Below are 24,467 nucleotides of genomic sequence, written 5' to 3'. Positions count from 1 at the left end.
CTCCCGGCAGACGCCCCGGGAGCGGACGCGCGACCACTACTGTTGGCCCACTTCTGTGTTCGGGTGCCGCGACCGCCGCGGGGACGCCTGCCGGCGACGGGTCGGGGGACCACTCTCGAGCCGTCTGCTCACCACTCTGCCGCCGCAACCGGATCGACGCCTAGGCCGCCATCCGTGTTACTAGCCGATCCGGCAAGGAAACAGCTCGTCCACTGTGGACCGATCTCCTGCGCTTTCCACTTTATCGCGGTCGACGGGGTGTGGAACCCCCCAATGCGAATCTGTGGACAAGTCGCCGATGTCCGGGCTGGCTGTGGATAACTCGGGCCGAACAGCCGGGTTTGTCGGTGCCGTGAGGCATGATCGGAAGTACGGGAAGAAGACGGCCCGGACCAACACCGCCGGAGAGGGAGGTGACACGGTGGCGGTGCACGTCAGCCGGGTTGCAGTGCTTCCAGTGCCTCGCGCAGCTTGCCGGCGACCGGTGTCGGCCGGCGGGACTCGCGGTCGACGAAGACGTGCACGAAGTGCCCTTCCGCGACCAGGGACTCGTCGGCCGCGTACATCCCGATCTCGTAGCGGACGCTGGACTTCCCGAGGTGCGCCACCCGCAAGCCGACCCTCAACGAACCAGGAAAGGACACCGATGAGTGATACGCGCAGTGCGATTCGACGCACAGCCCGATCACCGCCCCGGCTTCGATGTCGAGGCCGCCCTGCTCGATGAGCCACGTGTTGATCACGGTGTCCATCAGCGAGTAGTGGACGACGTTGTTGACGTGCCCGTAGACGTCGTTGTCCTTCCAGCGCAACGGGATCGTCTGCCAGTGCGGGTAACCGTTCACCACAGCGACACCGACTCGCGCAGGATGCCCGACAGGTCGTCCGCCGACGCCTCGCGGGGTGCGGTGGCCAGCAGGCGCTGCTGCTTGAGCGTTCCCTCGACGAGCGAGTCCACATCGGACTCCGTGTAGCCGACGGCACCGATGCCGTCCGGGATGCCGATCTGGCGCATCAGGTCGATCAGCACCGCGGGCAGGTGGTCGGCGAAGTCGCCGGGCCACTCGAAGTCGGGTGCCAGCAGGCGGGCGACGCGCAGGTGGCGGTCCGGCGCCGCGTCGAAGGTGAAGCGGAACGCGGCGGGCGCGGTCAGCGAGACGGCCATGCCGTGCGGGACCATGGGCTCTTCGCCCGGGTAACCGTCCGGGTGGAAATCCCTGACCTGGCCGGCGATCGGGTAGGCGTTCGCGTGCGGGATGTGCACGCCGGCGTTGCCGAAGCCGAGCCCGGCGAACGTCGCGGCCAAGGCCATGGCCTCGCGGGCCTTGAGGTCGGCACCGTCGCGCACCGCGGCCGGGAGGGCCCACGACAGCAGCCGCAGCGACTGCTCGGCGAACATGTCGGCCAGCGGGTTCGAGCCGCAGTACGGCACGCGCTGCTCCGGGCGCTTGCGCTCGAACTCGGTGTACGGCTTGGCGGTGTAGCTCTCCGCGGCGTGGCACAGGATGTCCATGCCGCTGGCGGCCGTCACGCCGGGCGGCTGGCTGACCGTGAGCCGCGGGTCGACGACGGCCAGGGTCGGGCGCAGCCGGAGGTGGCTGATCCCGCTCTTGACGCGCAGCGACAACACGTCAAGGACGCAGACCGTGGTGCTCTCCGAACCCGTGCCGGTGGTGGTGGGGACCGCGACCAGCGGCTTCAGCGGGCTGGCCGGTGCGCGGCCACCGCCGACGGGCGCGTTGACGTAGTCCATCAGGTCGCCGTCGTTGCTCGTCAGGAGGTTGGCCGCCTTGGCGGTGTCGATGGCCGACCCGCCGCCGACGGCGACGAAGGCGTCGTACGGACCTGTTCCGCGGGCGAAGTCAACCGCCTTCTGCATGCTGACATCGGTGGGCTCGACGTGTACGCCGTCGAAGATCTCGGTGTCGATGCCGTAGCCCGCGATGCCGTCGGCGATGCGGCGGGGCCAGCCCGTCGCGGCGACCTGCGGGTCGGTCACGACGAGCACGCGGTGGGCGCCGTACTGGGTGAGGTCGTAGCCGATCTCGTCGCTGGCGCCGGTGCCGTACTTCAGCGCCGGGGCACCATAAGTAAAAACAGTTTCATGTTCGGTCGCGGCCAAGTCTGCGGTCCTCGCTCCCTTGATCGGCTACCAGTCGGTCAAAGCGGACATTCGGCCTATCCTTGTCCGGTTTCGGTGAAGATCACTTGACTGCACTGAACGGTGCCCGCCTAAGCTCTCCTCATTAGATACCAACTGGGAGCGACCGTCGCCCAGACGGCCGTGCGGATCCTGACCGAGGCGCGTGTCCGCCGCGTGTACGCGGTGGTCGGTGAGTCCTTCCTGGAACTGCTCGACGCCCTGCAACGCGAGCGGGAGATCACGCTGGTCTCGGCGCGTCACGACGCGGGCGCGGCGTTCATGGCGGAGGCCGAGGGGAAGCTCACCGAACGGCCCGCCGTGCTGCTCGCCAGCCGGGGGCCGAGCGCGGCGAGCCTGGCCATCGGCGTCCAAACGGCGTACCAGGACGAGACGCCGATGGTCGTGCTGCTGGAGACGCCGGCGGCCGAACCGGTGCCGTCTTCGTCGGGGGAGCTGCCGACGTCGGACCTCACGGCCATGTTCGAGTCGATCGCCAAGTCGACATTGCGGGTGACCGACCCGGACGGGCTGCCGGGGTTGCTCGCGCACGCGCTGACGACGTCGCAGGAAGGACGTCCGGGGCCGGTCGTCCTCGGCGTGCCCTGTGACGTCTGGGGCATGCCCTACGACGCGGCGAAGCCGATGGCGCGGGTGCGGCCGCCGGCGTCCGGGACGCTGGGCCGTTCGGCGGACGCCGTGGCCCAGCTGGTCGACGAGGCCAAGTACCCGGTGGTCATCGTCGGCGGGCGGGCGCGGTCGGCGCGGGACGAGCTGATCGCCGTGGCCGATGAGCTCGCGCTGCCCGTCTACAACGCCTTCCGGCGGCAGGACGCCTTCCCGGAGAACCACGCCCGCTACGCCGGTCACCTGGGGCTGGGCATCCCGGCCCGGCAGCTGGACGCGCTCGAGCGCGCGGACCTGGTGCTCGCGCTCGGCACCCAGCTCGACGAGGTCACGACGCAGGCGTACCGCTACCCGACCGCGCAGCAGACGCTGGTCATGGTCGGCACCGGCATCGACGTCAGCCCGAAGCGGCGGGGGCTCACCTTCCGCGTCGACTCCGAGGTCGAACCCTTCCTGCGGGAGCTGCGGGAGGTGGCGTCGCCACGGACGCGGCGGGCGTCGGCGGCGAACGCGGCCGTCCACACCTTCATGACCCCGCCCGACACCAGCGGGAACACCCGGGTGCACCCGGTCGACGTCGTCCGCGCGCTGCGGAAGCTGGCGCCCGAGGACACCATCGTGACCAGCGACGCCGGCAACTTCGCGCAGTTCATGCACCGCTACTGGTGCTTCACGGCGCCGCGCAGCCAGCTCGGCCCGAGCAACGCCGCCATGGGCTACGCCGTGCCGGCCGCCGTGGCGGCGAAACTGGCCGAGCCGCGGCGGACCGTCGTGGCCATGGTCGGCGACGCCGGGACGCTCATGACCGGCCAGGAGATCGAAACCGCCGTCCGGTACCGGGCGCCGGTGATGGTGGTCGTCTTCCAGAACGGCGTGCACGGTGCGCTCGCCATGCACCAGGCCCGCACCTACGGCCGGCTCACCGGGGTCTCCATCCCGTTGACCGACTTCGCCTCGTGGGCGCGTGGCCTGGGCGCGGCCGGGTACACCGTGGACGATCGTGAAGAGCTCGAGCCGATCATCGCCAGCGCGCTGGTGCGGCAGCGGCCGTGCGTCATCGACGTGCGGACGGACCCGGACGTCGTGACCCCGGACGTGCGGATCTCGGCCCTGCTCGGGCAGGCGCGTCCGCAACCTCCCGCCCAGTAACGGTTTTGCTCTGTTTCGTTCCGGAAAAGCTGGGAATGTCGTGTGGTAGCAGGGCGTTGGCTCGGGTAACCTGACGGTGTTCCGGTGGTGGTTCGCCGCTGAACCTTCCCGGCCGGGTCCCGGCGGGAGACAACCGGTTTCTGTCGGTGCCGCATGGCACCATCACGGTCATGACCCGCGCCGAAGCGGGCAGGGAACGAGGGGAGTTTCGACGTGACCGATCACCAGCACGCATCCGAACCGGCGCGGAAGTCCTCCGGCGTCGTACCGGTGCTGTTCAGCGCCAGCTCAGAGGCCCACGACGACGCCGTGGTGGCCGCGGACCGGGATGCCACCTGGCGTTCCCCGTTCGCCACCGAGGGGCTGCGTCCGGCGAGTGGCGAATAGCTCACCCCGCCCGGGTGAAGATGGCTTGTCCGCCCTGGTCAAGGTGTGCTTTACTGCTTATGGTCTCGATTTTTGTGTTCGTGATGAGTCACGCTCGCAGAATATCCGCGGGCGTAGTGTCTCCTCGCCGAGGAAGCAAACCGTCCGGGTGCTGACCCGGGTCGCCGAAGTGGCTTCCTGTTTTGGTGTTACACATGGAGATTTTTGATGACTCAGGGCACTGTGAAGTGGTTCAACTCCGAGAAGGGGTTCGGCTTCATCACCCCCGACAACGGTGGCGGCGACGTCTTCGTTCACTACAGCGAGATCCAGGGTAACGGCTTCCGCACCCTCGAGGAGAACGCTCGCGTCGAGTTCGAGATCGGCCAGGGCCAGAAGGGCCCGCAGGCCACGTCGGTCACCGTGATCTGACTTTGATCTTGGGAAAGGGTCGTCACCCGTTCGGGGTGGCGGCCCTTTTCGTAGGCTGCGCACCATGATCGAGCACGGTTACACCGTTTCCGGGATGAGCTGCGGGCACTGCGCCCAGTCGGTGACCGAAGAAATCACGGCGCTGCCCGGAGTGACCGGAGTGGAGGTCGACGTCGCCGCCGGCCGAGTGCTCGTGCGAGCCGAATCCGCTCTGGCGGAGGACGCCGTCCGAGCCGCGGTCGAAGAAGCCGGCTTCACCTACAGCGGCGTCGCCGATCTGGTCCCGTAGTCCTCCATCGGGACCTCCTCCCGGTTGGTTCTTCCCCGTCCACGGCTCCAGGTTGGACAGTCCACTGGAGATCACCGGGTGGGACGCGCGATGTGATCTACGTCGCTTTGGTCACGCGCAATGGTGCACACTGCAACGCCCTGCAACCCTTCCGTTCGGCCCGTTCACGGAGTCTCCTGTTCTCCGGTGACGGAACGGGAGGCCAGGTGGGTGAAACGGTGGCGGGGATCGTCGCGAACCCCGCATCGGGGCGGGACATCCGCCGGCTGGTCGCGCAGGCGTCGGTGTTCCCCACCGCCGAGAAGGCGAACATGGTCCAGCGGCTGCTGGCGGCGTTCGCCGTCACCGGGCTCGACCGGGCCCTCGTCTCGACCGACCTGGGCGGGATCTCCGCCGCCGTCCTGCGCGCGCTCGGCCGTGGCGGCTCGTGGCCGAAGGTCGACTTCTGCGAGGACGACGCCCTCACCGGCACCGCCGCCGACACCACGAACGCGGTGCGTCGCATGGTCGAGGCCGGCGCCGGCGTCATCGTCGTCCTCGGCGGGGACGGAACCGCCCGGGTCGCCGCCAAGGCCTGCGAAGACGTTCCGCTCCTCGCCCTCTCCACCGGAACCAACAACGTCTTCCCGCAGGTGCGGGAGGCGACCGTGGCCGGCCTGGCCGCCGGGCTGATCGCCACCGGGCAGATCGACCCCGACCTCGTCACCCACCGCGTCAGCATGCTTGAGGTCGTCACGAAAGCACGCCGGGAGATCGCGCTCGTCGACGTCTGCGTGTCGCTGAGCAGGCACATCGGGGCACGGGCGCTGTGGGACCCGTCCTCGCTCACCGAGCTGTACTGCACCTTCGCCGAGCCGGACGGGATCGGCCTCTCGAGCGTTCCAGGCCAACTCTGTCCGAGCCCCCGGTCGAGCCCGGACGGCGTCGCGCTGCAGCTCGGACCGGTCGAGGAGACGCCCTACGTCGTGCACGCGCCGATCGCGCCCGGGCTCGTGCGGCCGGTCGGCGTGCGCGGCTGGGGGCTCCTGCGGCCCGGCGTGCGCGTCGAGCTCGCCGCGGCGGGCGGAGTCATCGCGCTCGACGGCGAGCGCGAACTCGAACTCAAAACCGGCGAGAGCGCGTTCGTCGAGCTCAAACCGGACGGGCCGTGGGTCGTCGACGTCCGGGCGGCGATGGCGGAGGCGGCACGGAAAGGGCTGCTGCGCGCGGAAACCGAACCGGGGAAGGAGCGTCGGAAATGACGGACGCCCTCCAGGGTGCGTACCGCGTGATGCGGACCATCCGGGCCGTCGAAGAGCAGGTACGCGCGACCGGCGACCGCCGAGACGCCGGTGAGGAGGCCTTGGCCGCGGGCGTCTGCCTCCACCTCGACAGCCGTGACGCCATCGCCGGCACCCACCGCCGGCATGCCCACCGCATCGCCAAGGGCGTCGACGTCCGAGCCGTCCTGGCGGAGCTCCGGCACCACCGGCTGCGCGCGACGGACCCGCTCGGCGGCGTTCCGCTGCTGATCTGCGGCGTCGCCGTCGCCGCGAAACAGCAGGACACCGGCGGCGTCGGCGTGGCGTTCCTCGAGGACGGCCCGGGGACGACGCTGGAGGCGCTGAACCTCGCGTCGGCCTGGCACCTGCCCGTCATCTTCGTCACCGAAGACACCGGTTACGCCGATCGGGTGGCCGGACTCGGCGTGCCAGGGGTCGTCGTCGACGGATCCGACTTCTTCGCCGTGCACGAAGCAGCGGGCGAAGCGGTCGGCCGGGCCCGCGGCGGCGGTGGCCCGACGCTGATCGAGGCCGGCTTCCCACGGCACGTCAGCGACTGCCTCCAGAGGTTCCGCACCCGCGTCACCGACAGCGGTGAGCTGCGAGAACAGGCGCTCGACGCGATCGACGCCGAAGTCGCCCGGCTGATCGAAAACTCGGTCTCCGCTCCCGAATCCGCGGCCGGCGACTGCGAAACCGACGTTTACCTCTCTTACTGACCGCGAGAACCGCGACGCGCGACACCTACCGATCATCCGGCCGAAACGGCAGACTCCGAGGAGGCACAGCACAAGGAGCGGCGGTTGGGGCAGCGAGACCTCGAGGCGGCGTTGCCGGCCGGGGCGGATCCCCGGCGGCACGCCCGTGTCCTCGCGCAGGTGCACGAAGCGGCTCTGAACGGCCAGGCGCTGCCCAGCCGGCTGCGGCCGGTCATCGGCGCGTCCTGGCAGCGGATGCGCCGCCTCGGCCTGGACCCGGACAGCCGGGCCGCCGCACCCGTCCTGACCTTCGAACAGCTGGAAGCGCGGCGCCGGGCGAGCGGGCTGGCCGAGGCCCTGCCGGTCCTGCGCGGCGGCCTGATCAGCCTCGCCGAGCAGGCCGCGCACATCATGGTGATCGCCGACGCCGGTGGCGCCGTCCTCTGGCGGGACGGCAGCGCCGCCGTCCGCCGCCGCGCCGACCGGCTCGGGTTCGTCGAAGGCGTCGACTGGCAGGAGGAGTCCGTCGGCACCAACGCGATCGGCACCGCGCTGGTCGCCCGCAGCCCGCTCCAGGTGTACTCCGCCGAGCACTACGTCCGCGCCCAGCACTCCTGGACGTGCGCGGCCGCGCCGCTGCACGACCCGCGGGACGGCAGGCTGCTCGGCGTCGTCGACCTCTCCGGCCCGGCCTCGACCGTCCACGCCACGACGTTGGCGCTGGTCGACGCCGTGACGCGGCTCGCGGAGGCCCAGCTGCGCACCACCCACCTCACCGAACTGGAGAGACTGAGGGGCTTCGCCGGACCTGTCCTCGCGAAGGTCGGTGGCCCCGCGATGGTGGCCGACGAACACGGCTGGGTCGCCGCGGCCGCCGGGCTCGCGCCGGTCGACCGGGTCGCGCTGCCCACCGGCCTCGGGCCCGGGCGGACCTGGCTGCCGACGTACGGCGACTGCTCGGTCGAGCCGGTGCCCGGCGGCTGGCTGCTCCGGCTGACCGAGAACGACGCCGCCCCGCCCACCCGCGTCGTGCTCGACGTCCGCTCGCCGCGCGCGCCCGAGCTCACCGTCGCCAGTGCCGCCGGGACCTGGACGCACCGGCTCAGCCCCCGCCACGCCGAGGTGCTGTACGTGCTGGCCAGCCACCGCGACGGCCGGTCGGCGTCCGAACTGTCGGCCGACCTGTTCGGCGACGCCGGCCGGACGGTGACCGTCCGCGCCGAGATGTCCCGGCTGCGGAGGCACTTCGGCGGCATCCTCGGCGCGAAGCCGTACCGCTTCGCCGACGACGTCGAGGTGGTGGTCCGCCGCCCGCCGGACCCCGAAGCCGTGCTCCCGCACTCGCTCGCCCCGGCCATCCGCGGCTGACCGCCCGGCAGCACACCAGGCAGCGCACCGGGCAGCGAACCAGCCAGCGCACCAGGCAGGGGATCATGGACGCCGTGCCGAACCGCCTGCCCGACACCATCGCCCCGAGCTGGCTCGTGGTGCAGCTGCTCGGCACGCTCTTCTTCGCGGCGACCCTGCTGACCGCCCGCGAGCCGGACCCGCGCGTCTGGACCGCCTACGGCGTCGCCACCGCGTGCTGGCTGGGCTTCGTCCTCCTGGCCTCCCGCCTGCCGAAGACGGCGGCCGCGCTGCTCGCCGCCGCGAGCGCGCTGCCGGCGGCGATCGTCGGCTGGGCCGGGGACTCGTCGGCGATCCTGCTGTCCGTCATCGCCCTCGGGCGGCTCGCGACGCTCACGTCGGTCACCGTCGGCGCGATCCTCGCCGCAGGCGTCCTGGACGTCGCCTTGGCGGTGACGTCGCATGCCCTCGCCGGCCACCCCCTCGGCGAGTCGCTCGCCGACGCCGGCGTGATGCTGCTGCTGGTGCTGCTCGGGCTCAACCGCCGCCAGTACGAGGTGCAGGCGACGCAGAGCAAGGCGCTGCTGGAGCAGACGAGGCTCGCCCAGGCCGAACACGCCCGCGCCGCCGCGCTCGACGAACGCACCCGGATCGCCCGTGAGCTCCACGACGTCCTCGCGCATTCCCTCGGCGCGCTGGGCGTGCAGCTCGAACTCGCCGAGGCGCTGCTGGCCGAGAAGTCCGATGTGGACGGTGCGCTGCGCTCGGTCCGGCGTTCGCGGAAGCTCGCCGCGGACGGGCTGGCCGAGGCGCGCGACGCCGTCGCCGCGCTCCGCCGGGACGTCCTGCCGCTCACCGAAACCCTGGCCGCGACGGCCGCCGCGCACGCTCGTGACCACGGCGTCACCGTGGCGTTCGACGCCGACGGCGAACCCCGGCCGCTCGCCTCGGCGGCGGTGGTCGCCCTGGTCGGCATCGCGCGGGAAGCCCTGACGAACGCCGGTAAGCACGCGCCGGGCGAAGACATCCGGATGCGGCTGAGCCACGCACCCGGCGGCGTCCGGCTCGACGTCCGCAACGCCCTCGGTCCCGTCACCCGGACAGGTGAAGGATTCGGCCTGGCCGGGATGCGCGAGCGGCTTGCCCTCGCCGGCGGCACGCTGACGTCGGGCCCCGAAGACGGCCACTGGCGCGTGCTGGCGGAAGTCCGGACCTGAGCACCGGTGTGCGCCGGAACACGTCCGCGCAGATCACGTGCTGATGACAGCGGGCGGTGCCGGTGGCTGCGCGCGCGGCGACTCGGCTACCTTCTGCGGGTACGGCTCACAGCGATCTTTTTCGGGGGCTCCGGGTCGCCAAGCCCCCGGCCTGGGGCGAGGCCCCGGATGGCAGGGGGAGGAATTCCGGGATGACCAGCACTGCGACGGCCCCGGCGCCCGCGCCGGCACCCCCACCGTCGCCACCGGACGGCCGCGACCGCGCCGGCGGCCGCAGCGGCCTGCTGGGGCTGCTCGACCTGCCGGGCCAGGGCGTCCGCGCGGTCATCCGGTCGGCCGCGACCACGCCCGGCAGGCTCACCGTGATCGCCGTCGGGCTGGTGCTGCTGGCCCTCGTCGCCGGGCTCGTCGCGACGCTGTCGGTGCAGGACCGCGACGACACGATCTCCGGCGTCATCGACCACCGCGAGCCGCTCGCCGCCGCGTCGCAGCAGGTCTACCGCTCGCTTTCGGACGCGGACGCGACCGCCGCGAGCGCGTTCCTCTCCATCGGCACCGAGCCGCCCCAGCTCCGCCAGCGCTACGAGCGGGACATCGCCGAAGCCGGCGCCGCGCTCGCGAAGGCCGCTTCGGACGCCGCGGACGTCGCCGACGCGGCCACCCCGGTCGACATGCTGAACCAGCAGCTGCCCGTCTACACCGGGCTCGTCGAGACGGCGCGGGCGAACAACCGACTCGGCTACCCGGTCGGCGCGTCCTACCTGCGCGAGGCGTCCGAGCTGATGCGGGCGAAGATCCTGCCCGCCGCCCAGGACCTCTACCGGATCGACACCGAACGGCTCATCGAAGAGCAGGACAGCGCCACCGGCTTCCCATGGCTCGCGACGATCCTGGTGGTCGCGCTGCTGGCCGCGCTGATCGTCGCCCAGGTCTACCTGACCCGGCGGACCAACCGGCTGCTCAACGTCGGGCTCGTCGTCGCCACCGCCGCCGTCGTGGTGTCGCTGCTGTGGGGCGCGGTCGCGCTGATCGTCCAGGGCAGCCTGGTCGGCAGCGGCCAGGACGACGGTTCGCACCGGGTCGACGTGCTCGTCCGCGCGCGGATCGCCGCGCTGCAGGCCCGCGCCGACGAAACGCTGACGCTGGTCGCCCGCGGCGACGGCGGGGCGTACGAGAAGGACTTCGCCGACAAGGCGGTCCAGCTGGTCGGCCAAGACGGCCAGGGCGGTCTCCTCGGCGAAGCCCGTGGCTTGATCAAGGACGGCGCCGGCGCCGCGAAGGTCGACGACGCGTCGAAGGCCGCGGCCGACTGGCTGAAGGCCCACGGGCAGGTGCGCGACCAGGACAACGCCGGGGCGTACCAGGAAGCCGTGAACTCCGCCGTGCAGGAAGACGCGCAGGGCGGCTCGGCGCCGGCGTTCCGGCAGCTCGACGACAGCCTCCAGGCGGCGATCGACGTGGGCAGGCAGGACTTCCTCGACGACACCCACAACGGCGACCGCGCGCTGACCTTCCTCGCACCCGGCCTGGCCGTGCTGGCGATCGTCGCCGCGGCGGGTGTCACCATGGGGATCCGGGAGCGACTGAGGGAGTACCGGTGAGCAGGCGGCGGAGCACAGTCCGGGCAGGCGTGCTGGCGGTCGTCGCGCTGCTGGCGGCGTCCTGCGGCAGCGCCGGGAAACCGGTCGACCCGGCGCCGGTCAGCAACGCGGCCTGGCCGCAGCCCGCGCACGTCGGCGGCCCGGACGCGACGGCCGGCGGCGGCTCCGACACCAGCTGCAACCCGCTGGCCAGCCTGGCGCCGCTCGGCAGCACGGCGGTCCCCGACAGCTCGACGATGTCCGACATCAAGAAGCGCGGCAAGCTGATCGCCGGCGTCGACCAGACCACCTACCTGTTCGGGTTCCGCAACCCCACCTCGGGCAACCTCGAGGGCTTCGACATCGACCTGGTCAACGCGATCGCCAAGGCGATCTTCGGCTCGGCCGACGGCCACGTCCAGTTCCGCGCGATCCCGTCTTCGCAGCGCGAGGACGTCCTGAAGAAGCACCAGGTCGACATCGTGGTCCGGACCTACAGCATCACCTGCGCGCGCAAGAAGGACGTCGCGTTCTCCTCCGTGTACTACGTGGCGGGCCAGAAGATCCTGGTTCCGAAGGAGTCGAAGGCGCAGAAGCTGTCGGACCTGAGCGGCAAGCGGGTGTGCGCGACCAAGAAGTCGACGTCGCTGGCGAAGATCGCGACGGACCCGGCCAAACCGCTGCCGGTCTCGGTGGACAACTGGTCGGACTGCCTGGTGATGCTCCAGCAGGGCCAGGTCGACGCGGTGTCGACCGACGACACCATCCTCGCCGGGATGGCCGCGCAGGACTCGACGCTCGAGGTCCGCGGCGAGCCGTTGACGCAGGAGAACTACGGCGTCGGCGTGCCGAAGGACCGCGAAGACCTGGTCCGGTACGTCAACGCGGTGCTCGACCAGATCCGCGGCAACGGCGTGTGGCAGGACAGCTACCGCCGCTGGGTGGAAGCCCGGCTCGGGCCGGCTTCGCCGCCGTCGCCGCAGTACCAGTGAACGCAACTTGAGCGCGACTAGAATCGATCTCCGCACGTCGCAGGGATCCGGGAGGTAGCAGTGTCGGAGGAGCCGCGCCGTCCTCGGCACGCCGCGCCGGACGAGGGGCAGGTGGCCAAGCCGAACTGGCAACCGCCGCCACCGGTGCGGTGGGAGACGCCGGAGCCGTCGATTTCCGGCCGCCTGGACGAGGGTGAGCCGTCCGGGGGCGAAGAGACCGTCTTCCACGCACCCGTGCGCCGTCCGCCGACGCCGCCGCGCGGCCAGCCGGCCCCCGCCCGGGGGCAAATCCCCGGCGCGGACGACCCGACGCGCCCGCCGGGCAGCATGAACCCCGTCGCGCCGCCGGTCGAGCCGACGCAGGCCGTGCGCCCGGACCCCGACGCGCCACAGCCGACGAGCGTGCTCGCCGCGCCCGCGCCGGAAACCCAGAGCATCATGCCGCCGCTGCCGCGGCCGGACACCGGGCCGGGGACGCCGTTGCCGGACCCCGGCACCGAAAGCGTGCTGCCCGAGCGCACCAGCGAAGGACGGCACACGGGCACCGGAACCGGAACCGGAACGGGGACCGGCAGCGGCTCCGGTTCGGGACCCGGCTCGTTCCCCGGCACCTCGCGGCGGACGTCGTCGCGGACGTCCCGGTCGCGGCGCGGCCGGCTCGGCGCCGGGCTGGTCGAAGTCCCGCCGGTGCCCGCGCGCGATCCCGCGTCCGCGGTGCTGACGAACCCGGTGGTGTCGGAGGAAAAGCGGTTCTGCGGCAGCTGCAACGCGAAGGTCGGCCGCGGCAAGGACGGGCAACCCGGTTCGCCGGAAGGCAAGTGCGAGAACTGCGGCGCGCCGTTCTCGTTCCTCCCGAAACTGCAGCCGCACGAGCTCGTCGGCGGCCAGTACGAGGTCCTCGGCGCGATCGCCTACGGCGGCCTCGGCTGGATCTACCTGGCGCAGGACCACAACGTCAGCGACCGCTGGGTCGTCCTCAAAGGACTGATCGACACCGGGGACGCGACGGCGATGGCGGCCGCGGCCAACGAGCAGCGGTTCCTCGCCGAGGTCGAGCACCCGAACATCGTCAAGATCCACAACTTCGTGCAGCACCCGGACGCCCACAGCGGGACGACCACCGGCTACATCGTGATGGAGTACGTCGGCGGCCAGTCGCTGCGGCAGCTCGCGCTGGCGCACCACCGGGAAAGCCGCCGTCCGGAGCCGCTGCCGATCGGCCAGGTCATCGCCTACGGGCTGGAAATCCTGCCCGCGCTGGGCTACCTGCACAGCCAGGGCCTGCTCTACTGCGACCTCAAGCCCGACAACGTCATCCAGACCAACGAGCAGCTGAAGCTGATCGACCTCGGCGCGGTCCGCCGGACCGACGACTACGAGAGCCCGCTGTTCTTCACCACCGGCTACAGCGCGCCGGAACTGCCCACGCAGGGTGCGTCGGTGGCGTCGGACCTGTTCACCGTCGGGCGCACGCTCGCCGTGCTCAGCTTCGAGTTCACCGGCTACACCAGCAAGTTCAAGACGACCCTGCCCGGCCCGGACGCCGTCCCGCTGTTCACGCTGTTCGGTTCGTACTACCGGTTCCTGCGGCGCGCGACGCATGCGGACCCGGACCGGCGCTTCCTCTCCGCCGAGGAGATGGCCGACCAGCTCACCGGGGTGCTGCGCGAGATCATGGCCCTCGGCACCGGCAAGCCGCGGCCCGGCGTGTCCACCGTGTTCGGCCCGGAGAGCCGCACGTTCGGCGTGCAGCTCGTGGTGCCCGAAGCCGGTGCCAGCGTGCCGCTGCCGGGCGCCGACGAGGTCGTCGCCGGGCTGCCGATCCCGCAGGTGGACACGGACGACCCGGCCGCGGGCGTGCTCGCCACCACGACCGCGCTCGACCCGCGTGCCGCGATCGAGGCGCTGGCCACCGCGCCGCGGGAGTCGATCGAGGTGCGGCTGCGGATCGTGCGCGCCCGGGTCGAGCTGGGCGAGTTCGCCGAGGCGCAGCGGCAGTTGCAGGCGGCGCAGTACCTGGCGATCAAGAACGGCTTCCCGCACGACTGGCGGATCGACTGGTACCGCGGCCTGATCGAGCTCGCGGGCGGCCGTTCGCGGGTTGCGCACGTCGCGTTCGAAGCGGTGTACGACGACTTGCCGGGCGAGATCGCCCCGAAGCTCGCCCTGGGCATCAGCGCCGAAGGCGTCGGCGACTACTTCGGCGCCGCGCGGTTCTACGAACTGGTCTGGCGCACCGATCGCACGTACGTCAGCGCCGCCTTCGGCCTCGCCCGCGTGTACCTGGCGCAGGGGGCGCGGTCGAGCGCGGTCGAGGTGCTCGAAACCGTGCCGCCGTCCTCCACCCACTACGTCGACGCGCAGGTCGCGGCGATCAAGATCAAGACGACGACGACCAAGGCCCACGGCCGCGAGACCCCGGTCACCGAGCACGACCTGCTCGACGCATCCGCCCGGCTCGAGCGGCTCCGGCTGGACGCCGAACGCCGGACGCAGCTGTCCGCCGGCGTGCTCGAAGCCGCCCACGAATGGCTCAAGCAGGGCAAGCCGACGCCGGGCGCGCGCGTGCTGGGGTGTCAGCTCGAGGAGCGCGAGCTGCGGTTCGGCCTCGAGCGGTGCTACCGGGCGCTGGCGCGGCTGGCGGGCACGATCGAGCAGCGCATCGAGCTGGTCGACCGGGCCAACGCCATCCGGCCACGGACGCTCACCTGATCAGGGGTTGATGTCCCAGTCGCGTTCGGCGCGCTCGCGCTGGTTCTTTTCGTGCTGCGCGGCCAGCTTCTCCAGCGCCTGCGGATCGCCGTGGGTGTTGAAGTGCTCGAAGCCGACGACGACGAACAGCGCCCGCGCGCTGACCGCCACCGGGCCGTCCTCGGCGTCGAGGCGGCCGTCCGCGCTGACGTAGATCTTGCGGCCCGCGATGCCGTCCAGCCGGGCCTCGATGAACAGCGTCGAGCCGACCGGGACCGGGCGCCGGAAGTCCGTCTCGAGCTTGCCGGTCACCGCCGGGCGGCGCATCAGGTTGCCGACCGTCGAGCCGAGCGCCTCGTCGAACGCGCAGGCCAGCAGCCCGCCGTGGGCGAGCCCGGGCGCGCCCTGGTGGGCCGCGGTGACGGTGAACCGCGAGTGCACGACCTGGCCTTCGCCGACGGTCGAGCGCAGGTGCAACCCGGCGTCGGCCTCGTCGCCGCACCCGAAGCACTCCGCGAAGTGCACGCCGAGCTCGGTGCCCGGTTCCGGCGCCTTGGGGTGCGGGACCGCTGGTTCCACCGGCACCGGCGGCCAGGGTTGAGAAACACGACTCATGCGCTGACGTTAACCCGCCAGTAGCCGGCGGCTGCGCCCGACCCGCGAGGTATGTCCGCAACGAACATCGCTCAGTAGCCGGAAAGTTCCCCACCGTAGCCAATTCACGGCTCAGACTGCCGACGCGGGAGAGCCGGTTAAGACTGGGCCGATGAGCTCGAACGGCCCAACGGGCACTGCACGGGAGGAGTCGTCGCCGGCATGAGCGAACCAGCAGCAACGACGGGCAAACCGTCAGTGGACGAGAGAACCGTCAAGCGCGCCGTGTGGGCGTCGGCCATGGGCAACGCCACCGAGTGGTACGACTACGGCGTCTTCACCTCGGGCGCGATCGCGGTGAGCATCGGCACGCAGTTCTTCCCCGGTGAGGGCAACGCGGTCCTGAAGTCGCTGGCCCTGCTCGCGGTCGGGTTCATCGTGCGGCCGTTCGGCGGGGCGTTCTTCGGGCCGCTCGGCGACAAGCTCGGCCGCAAGCGGGTCCTCGCCATCACGATCCTGCTGATGTCCGGCTGCACCTTCCTGGTCGGCGTCCTGCCGACGTACGCCGGCAGCTACAGCATGGGCATCGCGGCGCCGATCGCGATCCTGCTGCTGCGGATCATCCAGGGCTTCTCCACCGGCGGCGAGTACGGCGGAGCGGCGACGTTCATCGCCGAGTACTCCCCGACGAAACGCCGCGGCTTCTTCGGCAGCTTCCTCGAACTCGGCACGCTGGCCGGCTACGTGCTCGGCAACCTCGTGGTGCTGTCGGTGACGCTGTCCATGTCACCCGAACAGGTCGACGCCTGGGGCTGGCGGATCCCGTTCTTCGTCGCGCTGCCGCTCGGCCTGATCGGGCTCTACCTGCGGAACAAGCTCGAGGACACCCCCGAGTTCCGGCGCATGGAGGCCGCGGGCGAGGCGCCGAAGAAGGCGCCGCTCAAGGAGATCTTCGTCCGCAACTGGCGGATGATCCTCAACCTGATCGGCATCGTGCTGCTGCTCAACGTGGCGGACTACCTGCTGCTGACGACGATGCCGACGTACTTCACGGACACGTTGAAGATCAACGACAACACGGCGACGCTGATCATCATCGCGGTCGAGGTCATCCAGATGGCGATCATCATCCCGCTCGGCGCCCTGTCCGACCGGATCGGCCGGAAACCGCTGCTGCTCACCGCGGCCATCGGCTTCCTGGTGCTGAGCTGGCCCTGCCTGAAGCTGATGCAGTCCGGCAGCATCCTGTGGCTGTTCGTCGGGTTCCTGATCGTGGCGATCCTGCTGGTCCTGATCCTCGCGGTGATCGGCTCGACGTTCCCGGCGATGTTCCCGACCCGGGTGCGCTACGGCTCGTTCGCGATCGGCTACAACATCTCGACCTCGCTGTTCGGCGGTACCGCCGGGGTCGTGGTGACCGCGCTGATCAAGAGCACCGGCAACGAGGACTGGCCGGCGTACTACCTGATGGCGGCGGCACTGATCGCGATCATCCCGATCATCAAGATCCCGGAGACGTCGCAGGTGCCGATGGAACAGATCGACACCGAAGACAACACCGGCCGGCCGGCCTCCGTGCCCGCTCAGCGCTGAGCGGGCCCCGGAAAGCCGTGTGCCCCGCCCGGATCACCGGGCGGGGCACACGCGCGTCGAAGGTCGGTTCGCGTTCTCGGGCCGGCTAGCGGGTCGTTTCCGCCCTCGGCGCTGCCGGCCGGGTTGCGGCCGTGACCGAGGCCGGTGTGGAGGTGACCATCGTCGGGCGGGAGTTCTCGCGCGGCCCCGCGGACGGCGCCTGCGGGGTCGACGTCCGCTGGGTGCGCGACCGGGTCGGGCCCGGCTCGGTCGACGGCGCCGGGGCGATGGACGTCGCCGGGACCGGCAGCTCGGTGGGCGAGGAGGCGGGGGCCGTGGTGCCGATCGTGGACAGGCCGGGGCCGGCGGGTTGCACCGGCTCCGGCGGGCCCACGCGGTGGCCGGCCAGGAAACCGGCCACCGCGAGCACGACCGCGGTCGCGGCCGAAGTGCCCGCGACGGCGAGGCGCTTGCGTCGTCGCCGGACCCGGCCGCCGCGCTCGATCACGTCGGCGGCTTCGAGGCGCATCGGCGGCTGCGGGCCGCCGGCCGCGCCGGTCAGGATCGCGCGGACGTCGTCTTCGGGGTCCATGTTCGTCACCTCCCCTCCGTGGGTGCGCTGAACGTCAGCGCACGGTAGTGCGGGCCGAGCCGGTTGCGCAGCGTGGCCAGGCCGCGGGAGGCCTGGCTCTTCACCGTGCCGGTGCTGCAGCCGAGCGCCTGCGCCGTCTCTTCGACGCTCAGGTCTTCGAAGTACCGCAGCACCAGCACGGCGCGCTGCTTGGGAGCCAGGACCGCCAGTGCCTGCCGGACCAGCAGGTCCTGATCCCGCGCGGGTTCCGCCGGGAGTTCCGGCGGGGAGTCGGTGAGGCGCTCCCGTTTCCACCTGCTGCGCCGGTGCTCGGCGAGGAACGTGCGCAGGACGACCTTGCGCGCGTAGGCGTCCAGCGCGTCGTGCCGCGACAGCCTCGGCCAGGCGAGGTAGATCTTGAGCAGCGCGGCCTGCGTGAGGTCTTCGGCCTGGTGCCAGTCCCCGCAGAGCAGGAAGGCGGTCGATCGCAGGCTGTGCGCGCGCTCGCCGAAGTACCGGGCGAACTCGCCGTCCCACGGCGAGCCCGGCCCGGTCGACGGACGGGAGCGGGAGATCACCTGGTTACCGGGTCTCCCACACCGCCGGCAGGTGCAGGTCGCCGGTCGGCCCGGCCGGGACGGCCCGCGGGACGCGCGGCGCCTTGCCAGTGGCGGGGACCGGCCTCGCCTCGCGCGGGGCGGGGACGGCACTCGGCGCCTGCGAGCGGGTCCGGGTGGCCGGGGCGGGAGCCACGGTCGGCTCGCCCGGGCGGGTCACCTGGGTCGTGGGGGCGGCCGGCGCCTGCGCCTCCGAAGCCAGCGCGATGCCACCGGTCAGGGCGCCACCGGCGAGCACGAGCGCGCCGAGGGTCAGGGCGATGCGGATACGCAAGACAGCTCCTCATTCTCGCGGGCGCGGCAGGGGATCGCTGCGCCTCTGCCCTTAGTCATGCGGCGGGTGATCACCGGGGTTGCACCGGATTTCGCGGGTTTCGGGGTTCTTCGGGAGAAAACGCGAACGGCCGGGAAGCCCGCAGTGGACTTCCCGGCCGTTCGGCTGTCTCGGCGCCGGTGGTTCAGTGGGCGAGCGCCGACAGCTTCTGCCAGCTCGCCCAGTCGTAGGTCCAGTCGCTGTAGTCGCCGTCCTTCGCGCTCAGCGTCTGCGTGCTGCCGGTGATCTCGACCGGGTCGCCGGTGAGGACGCCGTCGAAGTACTCCTTGGCCCGCGCGGGCGAGAGGTTCAGGCAGCCGTGCGAGACGTTCTTCTTGCCCTGCGCCCAGACCGAGGCGGCCAGGCCGTGGATGAACTCGCCGTTGTTGGAGATCCGGACCGCCCACGGCACGTTGACGTCCGTGTAGTTGTACCGGGGGTTGCTCATCGAGTAGGTCGCGTGCTTCGACATGACGACGTGCACGCCGCTGTGCGTGACGCGGCCCGGGTCGGAGTCGAGGCCGTAGCTCACCGGGTAGTCGGCGATCTGCTGGCCGTCCCGGATCACCTGCATGGTGTGCTGCTGGGTGTTGCCCTTGACGATCTGGGAGCGGCCGATCGCGAAGCTGGCCGAGACGTCCTGCTTGCCGTACACCCCGTCGCCGACCTTGACGCCGTAGATCTTGGCGTTCACCTTCACCTGGGTGCCGGGCTTGAAGTACTCCTTCGGCCGCCAGTGCACCGACGCGTCGCCCTCCATCCACGCCCACGAGCCCTCGGTCTTCGGCGTGGTCTCGACCGACAGCGCCTTCTCGACGGAGGCCTTGTCGGTGACGCGGCTGGGGAAGTTCAGCGCGATCGGCATCGCGATGCCGTACGTCTGGCCGTCACCGACGTTCAGGCTGGCCGCCATCTGGCGCTTCGGCTTGACCGTGGTGAACGCGCCGCCGATGGCCACGTTCTTGCCGTCGGCGCCCTGCACCTGGCCGGACCACGTGTAGGTCTTGCCGTAGCCGAGCTGCTCGGTGGTGGTCCAGCTCTTCTTGTCCGCGGACGCCTGCCCCTGGACCTGCTTGCCGTCCGGGTTCGTCAGCGTGACCGACGTGATCGTGCCGTCGGTGACCTGGACGCCGACCGGTTCGCCGGGCGCGACGTCCTGGGCGCCGCCCGCCGGCGTCACCGTCAGCTTCGCGGGCTGTGCCGTCGGGGCGGGCGAACTGGTCGGGCCCCCGCCCGACGAGCCGCTCGCCGACACCGTCGGTTCGCTGCTGCACGCCCCCAGCGTGAGTGCCGCGACCAAGCCCAGCGCCACGGCAGCGCCCCGGCGCCGCGTGGAAATCCTCACCGTCACACCCATTCCCCTTTGCCCCTTTGGTGCTTCCCCTCTTCGAGACGCCCCGTGGACCATGTACGTTGAGCAACCACAGCGTGACGAACGTCACAATGGCCGCCGGGGGCTCTCACGGAGGGGGCACGGCCGACTCCGAGCCGTATCCGGTGATCACGGTGTCGCTGTGCTGCGCCAGACTAGCCGGTGGGTACGACGGAACCGGGCGGGAGCCCTACGACGTTCCGGTGACCTTGGTGCGCAGAGCCGGTTTTCGCCTCGATCACGGGGTTCAACTTTGGCCAGATCCCGGTAGTCTGCTCTCAGGCCGTCGTTTTGCGTGTTAGTGGCTTCACACTCGCGGAACTTCTGACGCGAGCCATGGAGCTGACACGCTCTTGACTCGACTCGTTGGAACCGCCCGGGACGGTCGGGGTGCCGCTTCGGTGGCATTCGAAGCGGATCTGTGTAACGAGGAGTACAGCGGTGGCGCAAGGCACTGTGAAGTGGTTCAACGCGGAGAAGGGCTTCGGCTTCATCGCGCAGGACGGCGGCGAAGGCGACGTGTTCGTTCACTACTCGGAGATCGAGGGTCGCGGCTTCCGCACCCTCGAGGAGAACCAGCGGGTGGAGTTCGAGGTCGGCCAGGGCCAGAAGGGTCCGCAGGCCCAGAAGGTCCGCGCGATCTGAGACGAGGCTGAACAAGCCTCACAGGCCCTTTTGCGCGTCTTAAGGCCTGAGCGAAGGGCCCCCGGCAGCAGCCGGGGGCCCTTTCTCATGGGTTCTGGGGGTGGCGCCTGAGTCAGCGCTCGGATCTGCGCCTGGTGCGGCGGCGCCTGCTTCAGTGCCGCGCAACGGCCGGCGCGTCGAAGGCGTCGGCGGGGAAGTGGAACTCGTCGGTGAGGTCGCTGACCTCGTCGGCGCCGGCCTGCTGCCGCTGGTCGTGGACGGAGGAGGCCTGCCCCTCCCAGTTGAGCCGCTCGAGGATCCATTCCTGGGCGAGCGCCTGCGGCGAGATCTGCCGCTCGGCGGCGATGTCCTTGAGCTGCTGGCTGGCCACGAGGCTCATCCGCAGCTGGTAGACCTGCGCTTCACCGAACCGCTTGCCGGACCCGGTGCTTTCCAGATCGTTCTCGGGCGCCAGCGCGGCGAGGTAGGACGTGAGCTCAGTGTCCTCGACAACACCGTCGTCCGCAGGCTTCGCGGCACCACGATGACGCCCAGAAGACGCGGCGGCTTTCAGGTTCGTGCGGCTGCTCAAGCGGCCAAGGGAGGGAAGAGGCACGCTGGCCACGATAACGTTTAGATCTCGCCACACAAACCACTGTGAGCTACAACACGCCCCCAACATTCCCCATTAAGCCCAATCCCTACCCAATCAGCCCAATGCCCCACAACGGAAAGCAACCCCCCACTAACAGACGGGGTCGATCAAGCCTTGCGGATCACACGGCCAAAGCAGGCGAGCCAAAAGCCAGCCACCGAGACACGGCGAGAGCTGAGGCCTGGCGCGAGGGGGAAGTGAGAACCGGGGGAGACGAAGGGGCGGCGGCCTCCCTGTCCGAGGCTGACGAGTCCCGCCCGCGGGGGCGCCCCCCCAGTTTCCACATTACCGGCAGGCACCGACAGTTCCGGCCGAGCCGCAGGTCGGCAAGGGATTCGAGGAGGCGAAGCCGCACGCCGGGGCGGGAGGAGGGAGGCGGAGCCGGACGTCGGGGGCGAGGGGAAGGGGGCGGAGCCGCCGCAGGGACGGCGGAGGGGAGGCGGAGCCGCACGTCGAGGTAGCGAAGGAGGCGGAGCCGCACGCAGGGGTGGAGAGCGGCGTGAGGCGAAGCCGTGCGCCGGCGGGTGAGGGGAAGGCGGAGCCGCACGTAGGGGTGGAGCGAGGGGTGAGGCGAAGCCGTACGCCGGCGGGCGAGAGGAAGGCGGAGCCGCACGCGACCGGGGCTGGGAGAGCCGCGGGTCCCCTCCAAAGGCAGCCAGACTCGCAAGGGCGCGCAGCGCCCGAAGCGAACAAACCAGCCACGCTCCCAGGCCGAGCGCAAGGCACCGTGGGGGGTCCGGGGGGCTCGGCCCCCCGGGTCAGCACACCGAAATGAATGGGCCAGGCGAAGGGCGAAGCCCGAAGCGGCCCAAGAAATGGAGGACCCCCGCGCCAGGGGGAGGAACGCGGGGGTCGGAGGGGATCTCCACAGGCGCTGACCGGGGGTGTGTCAGCTCTTCGATTGTTGCACGAGTTGGGTGGTTGGGCGAGTGGAGAGCGGGAAATTTCCCCGGGTGGTGTCACATCGGGGTGGGGGTGACGTTCGTTCGGGTGGGGTTCTTCTCTGGTGTTGCCGATTGCGCTGCGTTGAGCGGAGCGTGGCCTCAGGTTCACTCTCCGGGGGGCTGTGTGTGGTGGCTGCTGCTGGTTAGCCTCGCGGCCAAGTTGTTGTGAGCCGTGTGGAGGGGCTATGAGCGGGTCTGTTGAAGTGCGGCAGTTCCTCCTTCGGTACGAAGGTGCCGATGGGGGGAGTGCGCCGTTTGCCGGGGCGCTGCCGGCGCAGCGGAGTGGGGCGGCGGATGCGCAGCGGGTGTCGGATGATCAGGTTCGGCGGGCTCGGCTGGCGGTCGCGAACGGTGCGCTGGGGGTTGAGGACTGTGTTCAGTTGCTGGAGATGCTGGGGCTGAACTTGGATGAGGACGGGCAGGCGCCGGTCCAGCGGTGAGCGGGTGGGTCCGGTGTGTGGCGCCGGGCCCTCTCCGGTGATATTTCCGCAGGTTGTGGTTGTTTTCGGCGAGTGATTGCCAGGTTGTCGGCTGGTGTTTGACGCCGGTTTCGTAACAGTGTTACGGTTGCGGTGTCGAAAGGGGACCGACGTGACGACGACCGAGGGTGTGGCGAACCGGATCCGGCCGGTGGTGCAGGTGCTCGGCGGGAAGTTCATGACCTCGCCGGAGCTGGCCGCGGTGGAGGCGGAGGTGGGGCTGCCGCCGCGTTCGCTGTACGTGCGGGGGCGGTCGGCGGTGCTGGGCGACGTCCCGCCGAAGGTGGCCGCGGAGCTGTTCGGCATCTTCCCGCACTGGCTCTTCGAGTTCGTCCTGCCGCCGGCGACGGCGGCCCTGGACGCGCCCGCCGCGGTTCGTGCCTACGCCGAGTCATCGGCTCGGTGGTCGCGCGTCAGCCTTTCGGTCGTACCGGAGCCCGGCCGCTTGGCGGAGTTGCTGTTCCGCGTGGTCGACGCCGCGGACGCCAGCGGGCTGGCGTTGTTCGCGGGCTGGAAGAACGCAGAGCGTCCCGAGGGTGACGTCGAGCGCCTCGGTTTCGCACTGATGGTCTTCCGCGAGCTGCGCGGCGGCCTCCACTTCGCGGCCCTGCGGGCGGTGGGCCTGTCGGTCCCCGAGGCGGTGGTCGCGGACCCGGAGGGCGGACGCGCGCGCCTGCTGCGCACGGCGTGGCCGGAGGACGCGGCCGGCGAGCTGGTCGCGTCGGCGGAGCGCAAGCCGGACCTGCGCGACCGCTGGCGGCGCGCCGAAGCCCTGACCGATGATCGCGTCGGCGAACTGCTGGCGTCGGCGCTGTCCGAGCCGGAGCAGGCGGAGCTCGATCGCCGCCTGGCGGATCTGGCGACGTTTGTGCAGGTCTGAGCCTCGCCGGGGGCTTAAGGAACCCCCGGTGCAAAGCGGTGGCGGCGTGCCCTATGCTTGTAATCGCTCCCAGGGGAACCTGAGAGCGCGGTCGGTCGGTCACCCGAAACCGGCCGGGCTCCCATCGTTCAGCGGCCTAGGACTCCGCCCTTTCAAGGCGGCAACGCGGGTTCGAATCCCGTTGGGAGTACGCAGTACTGTAGTAAAGCAAGGCCCTGTGGCGCAGTTGGTTAGCGCGTCGCCCTGTCACGGCGAAGGTCGCGGGTTCGAGTCCCGTCAGGGTCGCAAGATCGTTCGGCTCCTCGCCGGCGTTCCCGGCCAGGTAGCTCAGTTGGTACGAGCGTCCGCCTGAAAAGCGGAAGGTCGCCGGTTCGACCCCGGCCCTGGCCACACCCGAAGAAGCCGTCTTGACCCAGGTCAAGGCGGCTTTCTTGTGTCCGGAGCCGATCTTGGCCATGACCGTTGTTGACGGCCGTTGGCTGTCGCTGGTTGCACGCGGGTTGCACGGCGGGTCTGGTGCTCCGCGAGTTCGTAGCGGCTCCACATGCTCGCCGACGAGTGGTCGGTTAGGCCGAACGAGTGAACCGCGAGGACCCGTGTCCGGACCGGGGACCCAGCTCCGACCCACCGGCGAAAGGCAGCCCACCCGGGGCCGCCACCCGAACACCGGGAGCCGAGACATGCGTTACCTCCTCACCCTCCACATGAACCCCACGCTCTGGGGCACCCTCACCGACGACCAGAAGAACGGCGTCTTCGAGGGGCACGGGGACTTCATCAAGCTCGTCACCGAGTCCGGCGAGATGGTCGAGACCAAGGCGCTCGCCGAAGCCGCCGAGACCAAGACGATCCAGGTCAAGAACGGGGTGGTCCAAACCAAGGAGGGTGGCTTCGTCGAAGCCGAGTCCTTCCTCTGCGGCTACTACGTCGTCGACGTCGAAAGCGAGGCCCGCGCCGTCGAACTGGCCGCCAAGATCCCCGACGCCCAGTACACCGCTGTCGAGGTGCGGAAGGTCGTCCACGAAGGTTGACCTCCAGCGAGGTCGAGGGTCCACC

General features: G+C 70.9%; 24 protein-coding genes and 3 tRNA genes. 19 read left to right on the top strand and 8 right to left on the bottom strand.

The annotated features are described in order from the left end of the window. Window positions 1-434: 434 nt before the first annotated feature. Both ACWED2_RS41555 and ACWED2_RS41550 read right to left on the bottom strand, forming a co-directional pair. Entirely contained in the window at window positions 435-848 is a 414-nt protein-coding gene (locus ACWED2_RS41555) for an acyl-CoA thioesterase (protein ID WP_449696001.1), read from the bottom strand. Further along, a complete protein-coding gene (locus ACWED2_RS41550; RefSeq protein ID WP_449696000.1) occupies window positions 842-2,122 on the bottom strand; it encodes a hydroxyacid-oxoacid transhydrogenase in 1,281 nt (426 codons plus the stop codon). Before ACWED2_RS41550 ends, ACWED2_RS41555 begins: the two co-directional genes overlap by 7 nt. Window positions 2,123-2,257: 135 nt before the next feature. On the opposite strand from ACWED2_RS41550, the gene ACWED2_RS41545 reads away from it, so the two are divergent. The 11 genes from ACWED2_RS41545 (at window position 2,258) to ACWED2_RS41495 (ending at window position 14,811) form a co-directional block, all read left to right on the top strand. Then, entirely contained in the window at window positions 2,258-3,916 is a 1,659-nt protein-coding gene (locus ACWED2_RS41545; RefSeq protein ID WP_449696005.1) for a thiamine pyrophosphate-binding protein, read from the top strand. A gap of 213 nt (window positions 3,917-4,129) precedes the next feature. After that, a complete protein-coding gene (locus ACWED2_RS41540; protein ID WP_449695999.1) occupies window positions 4,130-4,303 on the top strand; it encodes a hypothetical protein in 174 nt (57 codons plus the stop codon). Between the two features lie 207 nt (window positions 4,304-4,510). Continuing rightward, entirely contained in the window at window positions 4,511-4,714 is a 204-nt protein-coding gene (locus ACWED2_RS41535; protein WP_004563013.1) for a cold-shock protein, read from the top strand. Window positions 4,715-4,778: 64 nt separating this feature from the next. Further along, window positions 4,779-5,003 carry a heavy-metal-associated domain-containing protein gene (locus ACWED2_RS41530; RefSeq protein ID WP_449695998.1) on the top strand — a complete coding sequence of 75 codons (225 nt, stop codon included), beginning with the start codon at window positions 4,779-4,781 and terminating at the stop codon, window positions 5,001-5,003. 206 nt (window positions 5,004-5,209) lie between these two features. Then, complete coding sequence (locus ACWED2_RS41525) at window positions 5,210-6,244, top strand: ATP-NAD kinase family protein (RefSeq protein WP_449695997.1); 1,035 nt, start codon at window positions 5,210-5,212, stop codon at window positions 6,242-6,244. Further along, the gene (locus tag ACWED2_RS41520) at window positions 6,241-6,984 is read left to right on the top strand and encodes a thiamine pyrophosphate-dependent enzyme (protein WP_449695996.1); all 744 of its coding nucleotides are present in this window, start codon (window positions 6,241-6,243) and stop codon (window positions 6,982-6,984) included. Before ACWED2_RS41525 ends, ACWED2_RS41520 begins: the two co-directional genes overlap by 4 nt. An 84-nt stretch (window positions 6,985-7,068) precedes the next feature. Further along, entirely contained in the window at window positions 7,069-8,331 is a 1,263-nt protein-coding gene (locus ACWED2_RS41515) for a GAF domain-containing protein (protein WP_449695995.1), read from the top strand. A gap of 65 nt (window positions 8,332-8,396) precedes the next feature. Continuing rightward, window positions 8,397-9,527, top strand: a complete 1,131-nt coding sequence (locus tag ACWED2_RS41510; protein ID WP_449695994.1) for a sensor histidine kinase — start codon at window positions 8,397-8,399, stop codon at window positions 9,525-9,527. 191 nt (window positions 9,528-9,718) lie between these two features. After that, the gene (locus ACWED2_RS41505) at window positions 9,719-11,128 is read left to right on the top strand and encodes a hypothetical protein (protein WP_449695993.1); all 1,410 of its coding nucleotides are present in this window, start codon (window positions 9,719-9,721) and stop codon (window positions 11,126-11,128) included. Between the two features lie 29 nt (window positions 11,129-11,157). Then, window positions 11,158-12,099, top strand: a complete 942-nt coding sequence (locus ACWED2_RS41500) for a glutamate ABC transporter substrate-binding protein (RefSeq protein ID WP_449696004.1) — start codon at window positions 11,158-11,160, stop codon at window positions 12,097-12,099. A gap of 60 nt (window positions 12,100-12,159) precedes the next feature. Next, on the top strand, window positions 12,160-14,811 hold the full coding sequence (locus ACWED2_RS41495; protein ID WP_449695992.1) for a tetratricopeptide repeat protein: 2,652 nt from the start codon (window positions 12,160-12,162) through the stop codon (window positions 14,809-14,811). Here ACWED2_RS41495 and ACWED2_RS41490 read toward each other — a convergent pair whose 3' ends face one another. Continuing rightward, entirely contained in the window at window positions 14,812-15,405 is a 594-nt protein-coding gene (locus ACWED2_RS41490; RefSeq protein ID WP_449695991.1) for a PaaI family thioesterase, read from the bottom strand. It abuts the gene before it with no gap. Between the two features lie 237 nt (window positions 15,406-15,642). Here ACWED2_RS41490 and ACWED2_RS41485 point away from each other — a divergent pair, with 237 nt between their 5' ends. Further along, window positions 15,643-16,977: an MFS transporter gene (locus tag ACWED2_RS41485; protein WP_449696003.1), complete on the top strand. Its 1,335-nt coding sequence runs from the start codon at window positions 15,643-15,645 to the stop codon at window positions 16,975-16,977. An 85-nt stretch (window positions 16,978-17,062) separates the two neighbouring features. Here ACWED2_RS41485 and ACWED2_RS41480 read toward each other — a convergent pair whose 3' ends face one another. The 4 genes from ACWED2_RS41480 to ACWED2_RS41465 all read right to left on the bottom strand — a co-directional run bounded on the left by ACWED2_RS41480 (window position 17,063) and on the right by ACWED2_RS41465 (window position 19,814). After that, the gene (locus ACWED2_RS41480; RefSeq protein WP_449695990.1) at window positions 17,063-17,548 is read right to left on the bottom strand and encodes a hypothetical protein; all 486 of its coding nucleotides are present in this window, start codon (window positions 17,546-17,548) and stop codon (window positions 17,063-17,065) included. Between the two features lie 5 nt (window positions 17,549-17,553). Beyond that, the gene (locus ACWED2_RS41475; protein WP_449695989.1) at window positions 17,554-18,105 is read right to left on the bottom strand and encodes a SigE family RNA polymerase sigma factor; all 552 of its coding nucleotides are present in this window, start codon (window positions 18,103-18,105) and stop codon (window positions 17,554-17,556) included. Window positions 18,106-18,109: 4 nt separating this feature from the next. Beyond that, on the bottom strand, window positions 18,110-18,418 hold the full coding sequence (locus ACWED2_RS41470; RefSeq protein ID WP_449695988.1) for a hypothetical protein: 309 nt from the start codon (window positions 18,416-18,418) through the stop codon (window positions 18,110-18,112). Window positions 18,419-18,602: 184 nt separating this feature from the next. Next, a complete protein-coding gene (locus ACWED2_RS41465; RefSeq protein ID WP_449695987.1) occupies window positions 18,603-19,814 on the bottom strand; it encodes a L,D-transpeptidase in 1,212 nt (403 codons plus the stop codon). A 456-nt stretch (window positions 19,815-20,270) separates the two neighbouring features. Here ACWED2_RS41465 and ACWED2_RS41460 point away from each other — a divergent pair, with 456 nt between their 5' ends. Continuing rightward, window positions 20,271-20,474, top strand: coding sequence for a cold-shock protein (locus tag ACWED2_RS41460; protein WP_003097368.1), 204 nt, complete (start codon window positions 20,271-20,273; stop codon window positions 20,472-20,474). A gap of 151 nt (window positions 20,475-20,625) precedes the next feature. On the opposite strand, the gene ACWED2_RS41455 is transcribed toward ACWED2_RS41460, so the two are convergent. Then, a complete protein-coding gene (locus tag ACWED2_RS41455) occupies window positions 20,626-21,069 on the bottom strand; it encodes a hypothetical protein (RefSeq protein ID WP_449695986.1) in 444 nt (147 codons plus the stop codon). Window positions 21,070-22,237: 1,168 nt separating this feature from the next. Between ACWED2_RS41455 and ACWED2_RS41450 the strand changes: the two genes are divergently transcribed. The 6 genes from ACWED2_RS41450 to ACWED2_RS41425 all read left to right on the top strand — a co-directional run bounded on the left by ACWED2_RS41450 (window position 22,238) and on the right by ACWED2_RS41425 (window position 24,442). Next, a complete protein-coding gene (locus tag ACWED2_RS41450; protein WP_086838175.1) occupies window positions 22,238-22,492 on the top strand; it encodes a hypothetical protein in 255 nt (84 codons plus the stop codon). Between the two features lie 151 nt (window positions 22,493-22,643). Then, window positions 22,644-23,411 carry an SCO6745 family protein gene (locus tag ACWED2_RS41445; RefSeq protein WP_449695985.1) on the top strand — a complete coding sequence of 256 codons (768 nt, stop codon included), beginning with the start codon at window positions 22,644-22,646 and terminating at the stop codon, window positions 23,409-23,411. 117 nt (window positions 23,412-23,528) lie between these two features. Beyond that, window positions 23,529-23,601: transfer RNA gene (locus tag ACWED2_RS41440), tRNA-Glu, on the top strand. A gap of 21 nt (window positions 23,602-23,622) precedes the next feature. Continuing rightward, window positions 23,623-23,696: transfer RNA gene (locus tag ACWED2_RS41435), tRNA-Asp, on the top strand. 31 nt (window positions 23,697-23,727) lie between these two features. Next, window positions 23,728-23,801, top strand: a tRNA-Phe gene (locus tag ACWED2_RS41430). A gap of 290 nt (window positions 23,802-24,091) precedes the next feature. Further along, window positions 24,092-24,442, top strand: a complete 351-nt coding sequence (locus ACWED2_RS41425; protein ID WP_449695984.1) for a YciI family protein — start codon at window positions 24,092-24,094, stop codon at window positions 24,440-24,442. Window positions 24,443-24,467 lie beyond the last annotated feature (25 nt).

Source organism: Amycolatopsis sp. NPDC005003 (assembly GCF_053600695.1).
The sequence above is the reverse complement of the archived record's forward strand: the minus strand, read 5'-3'. Positions and strand labels throughout refer to the sequence as shown.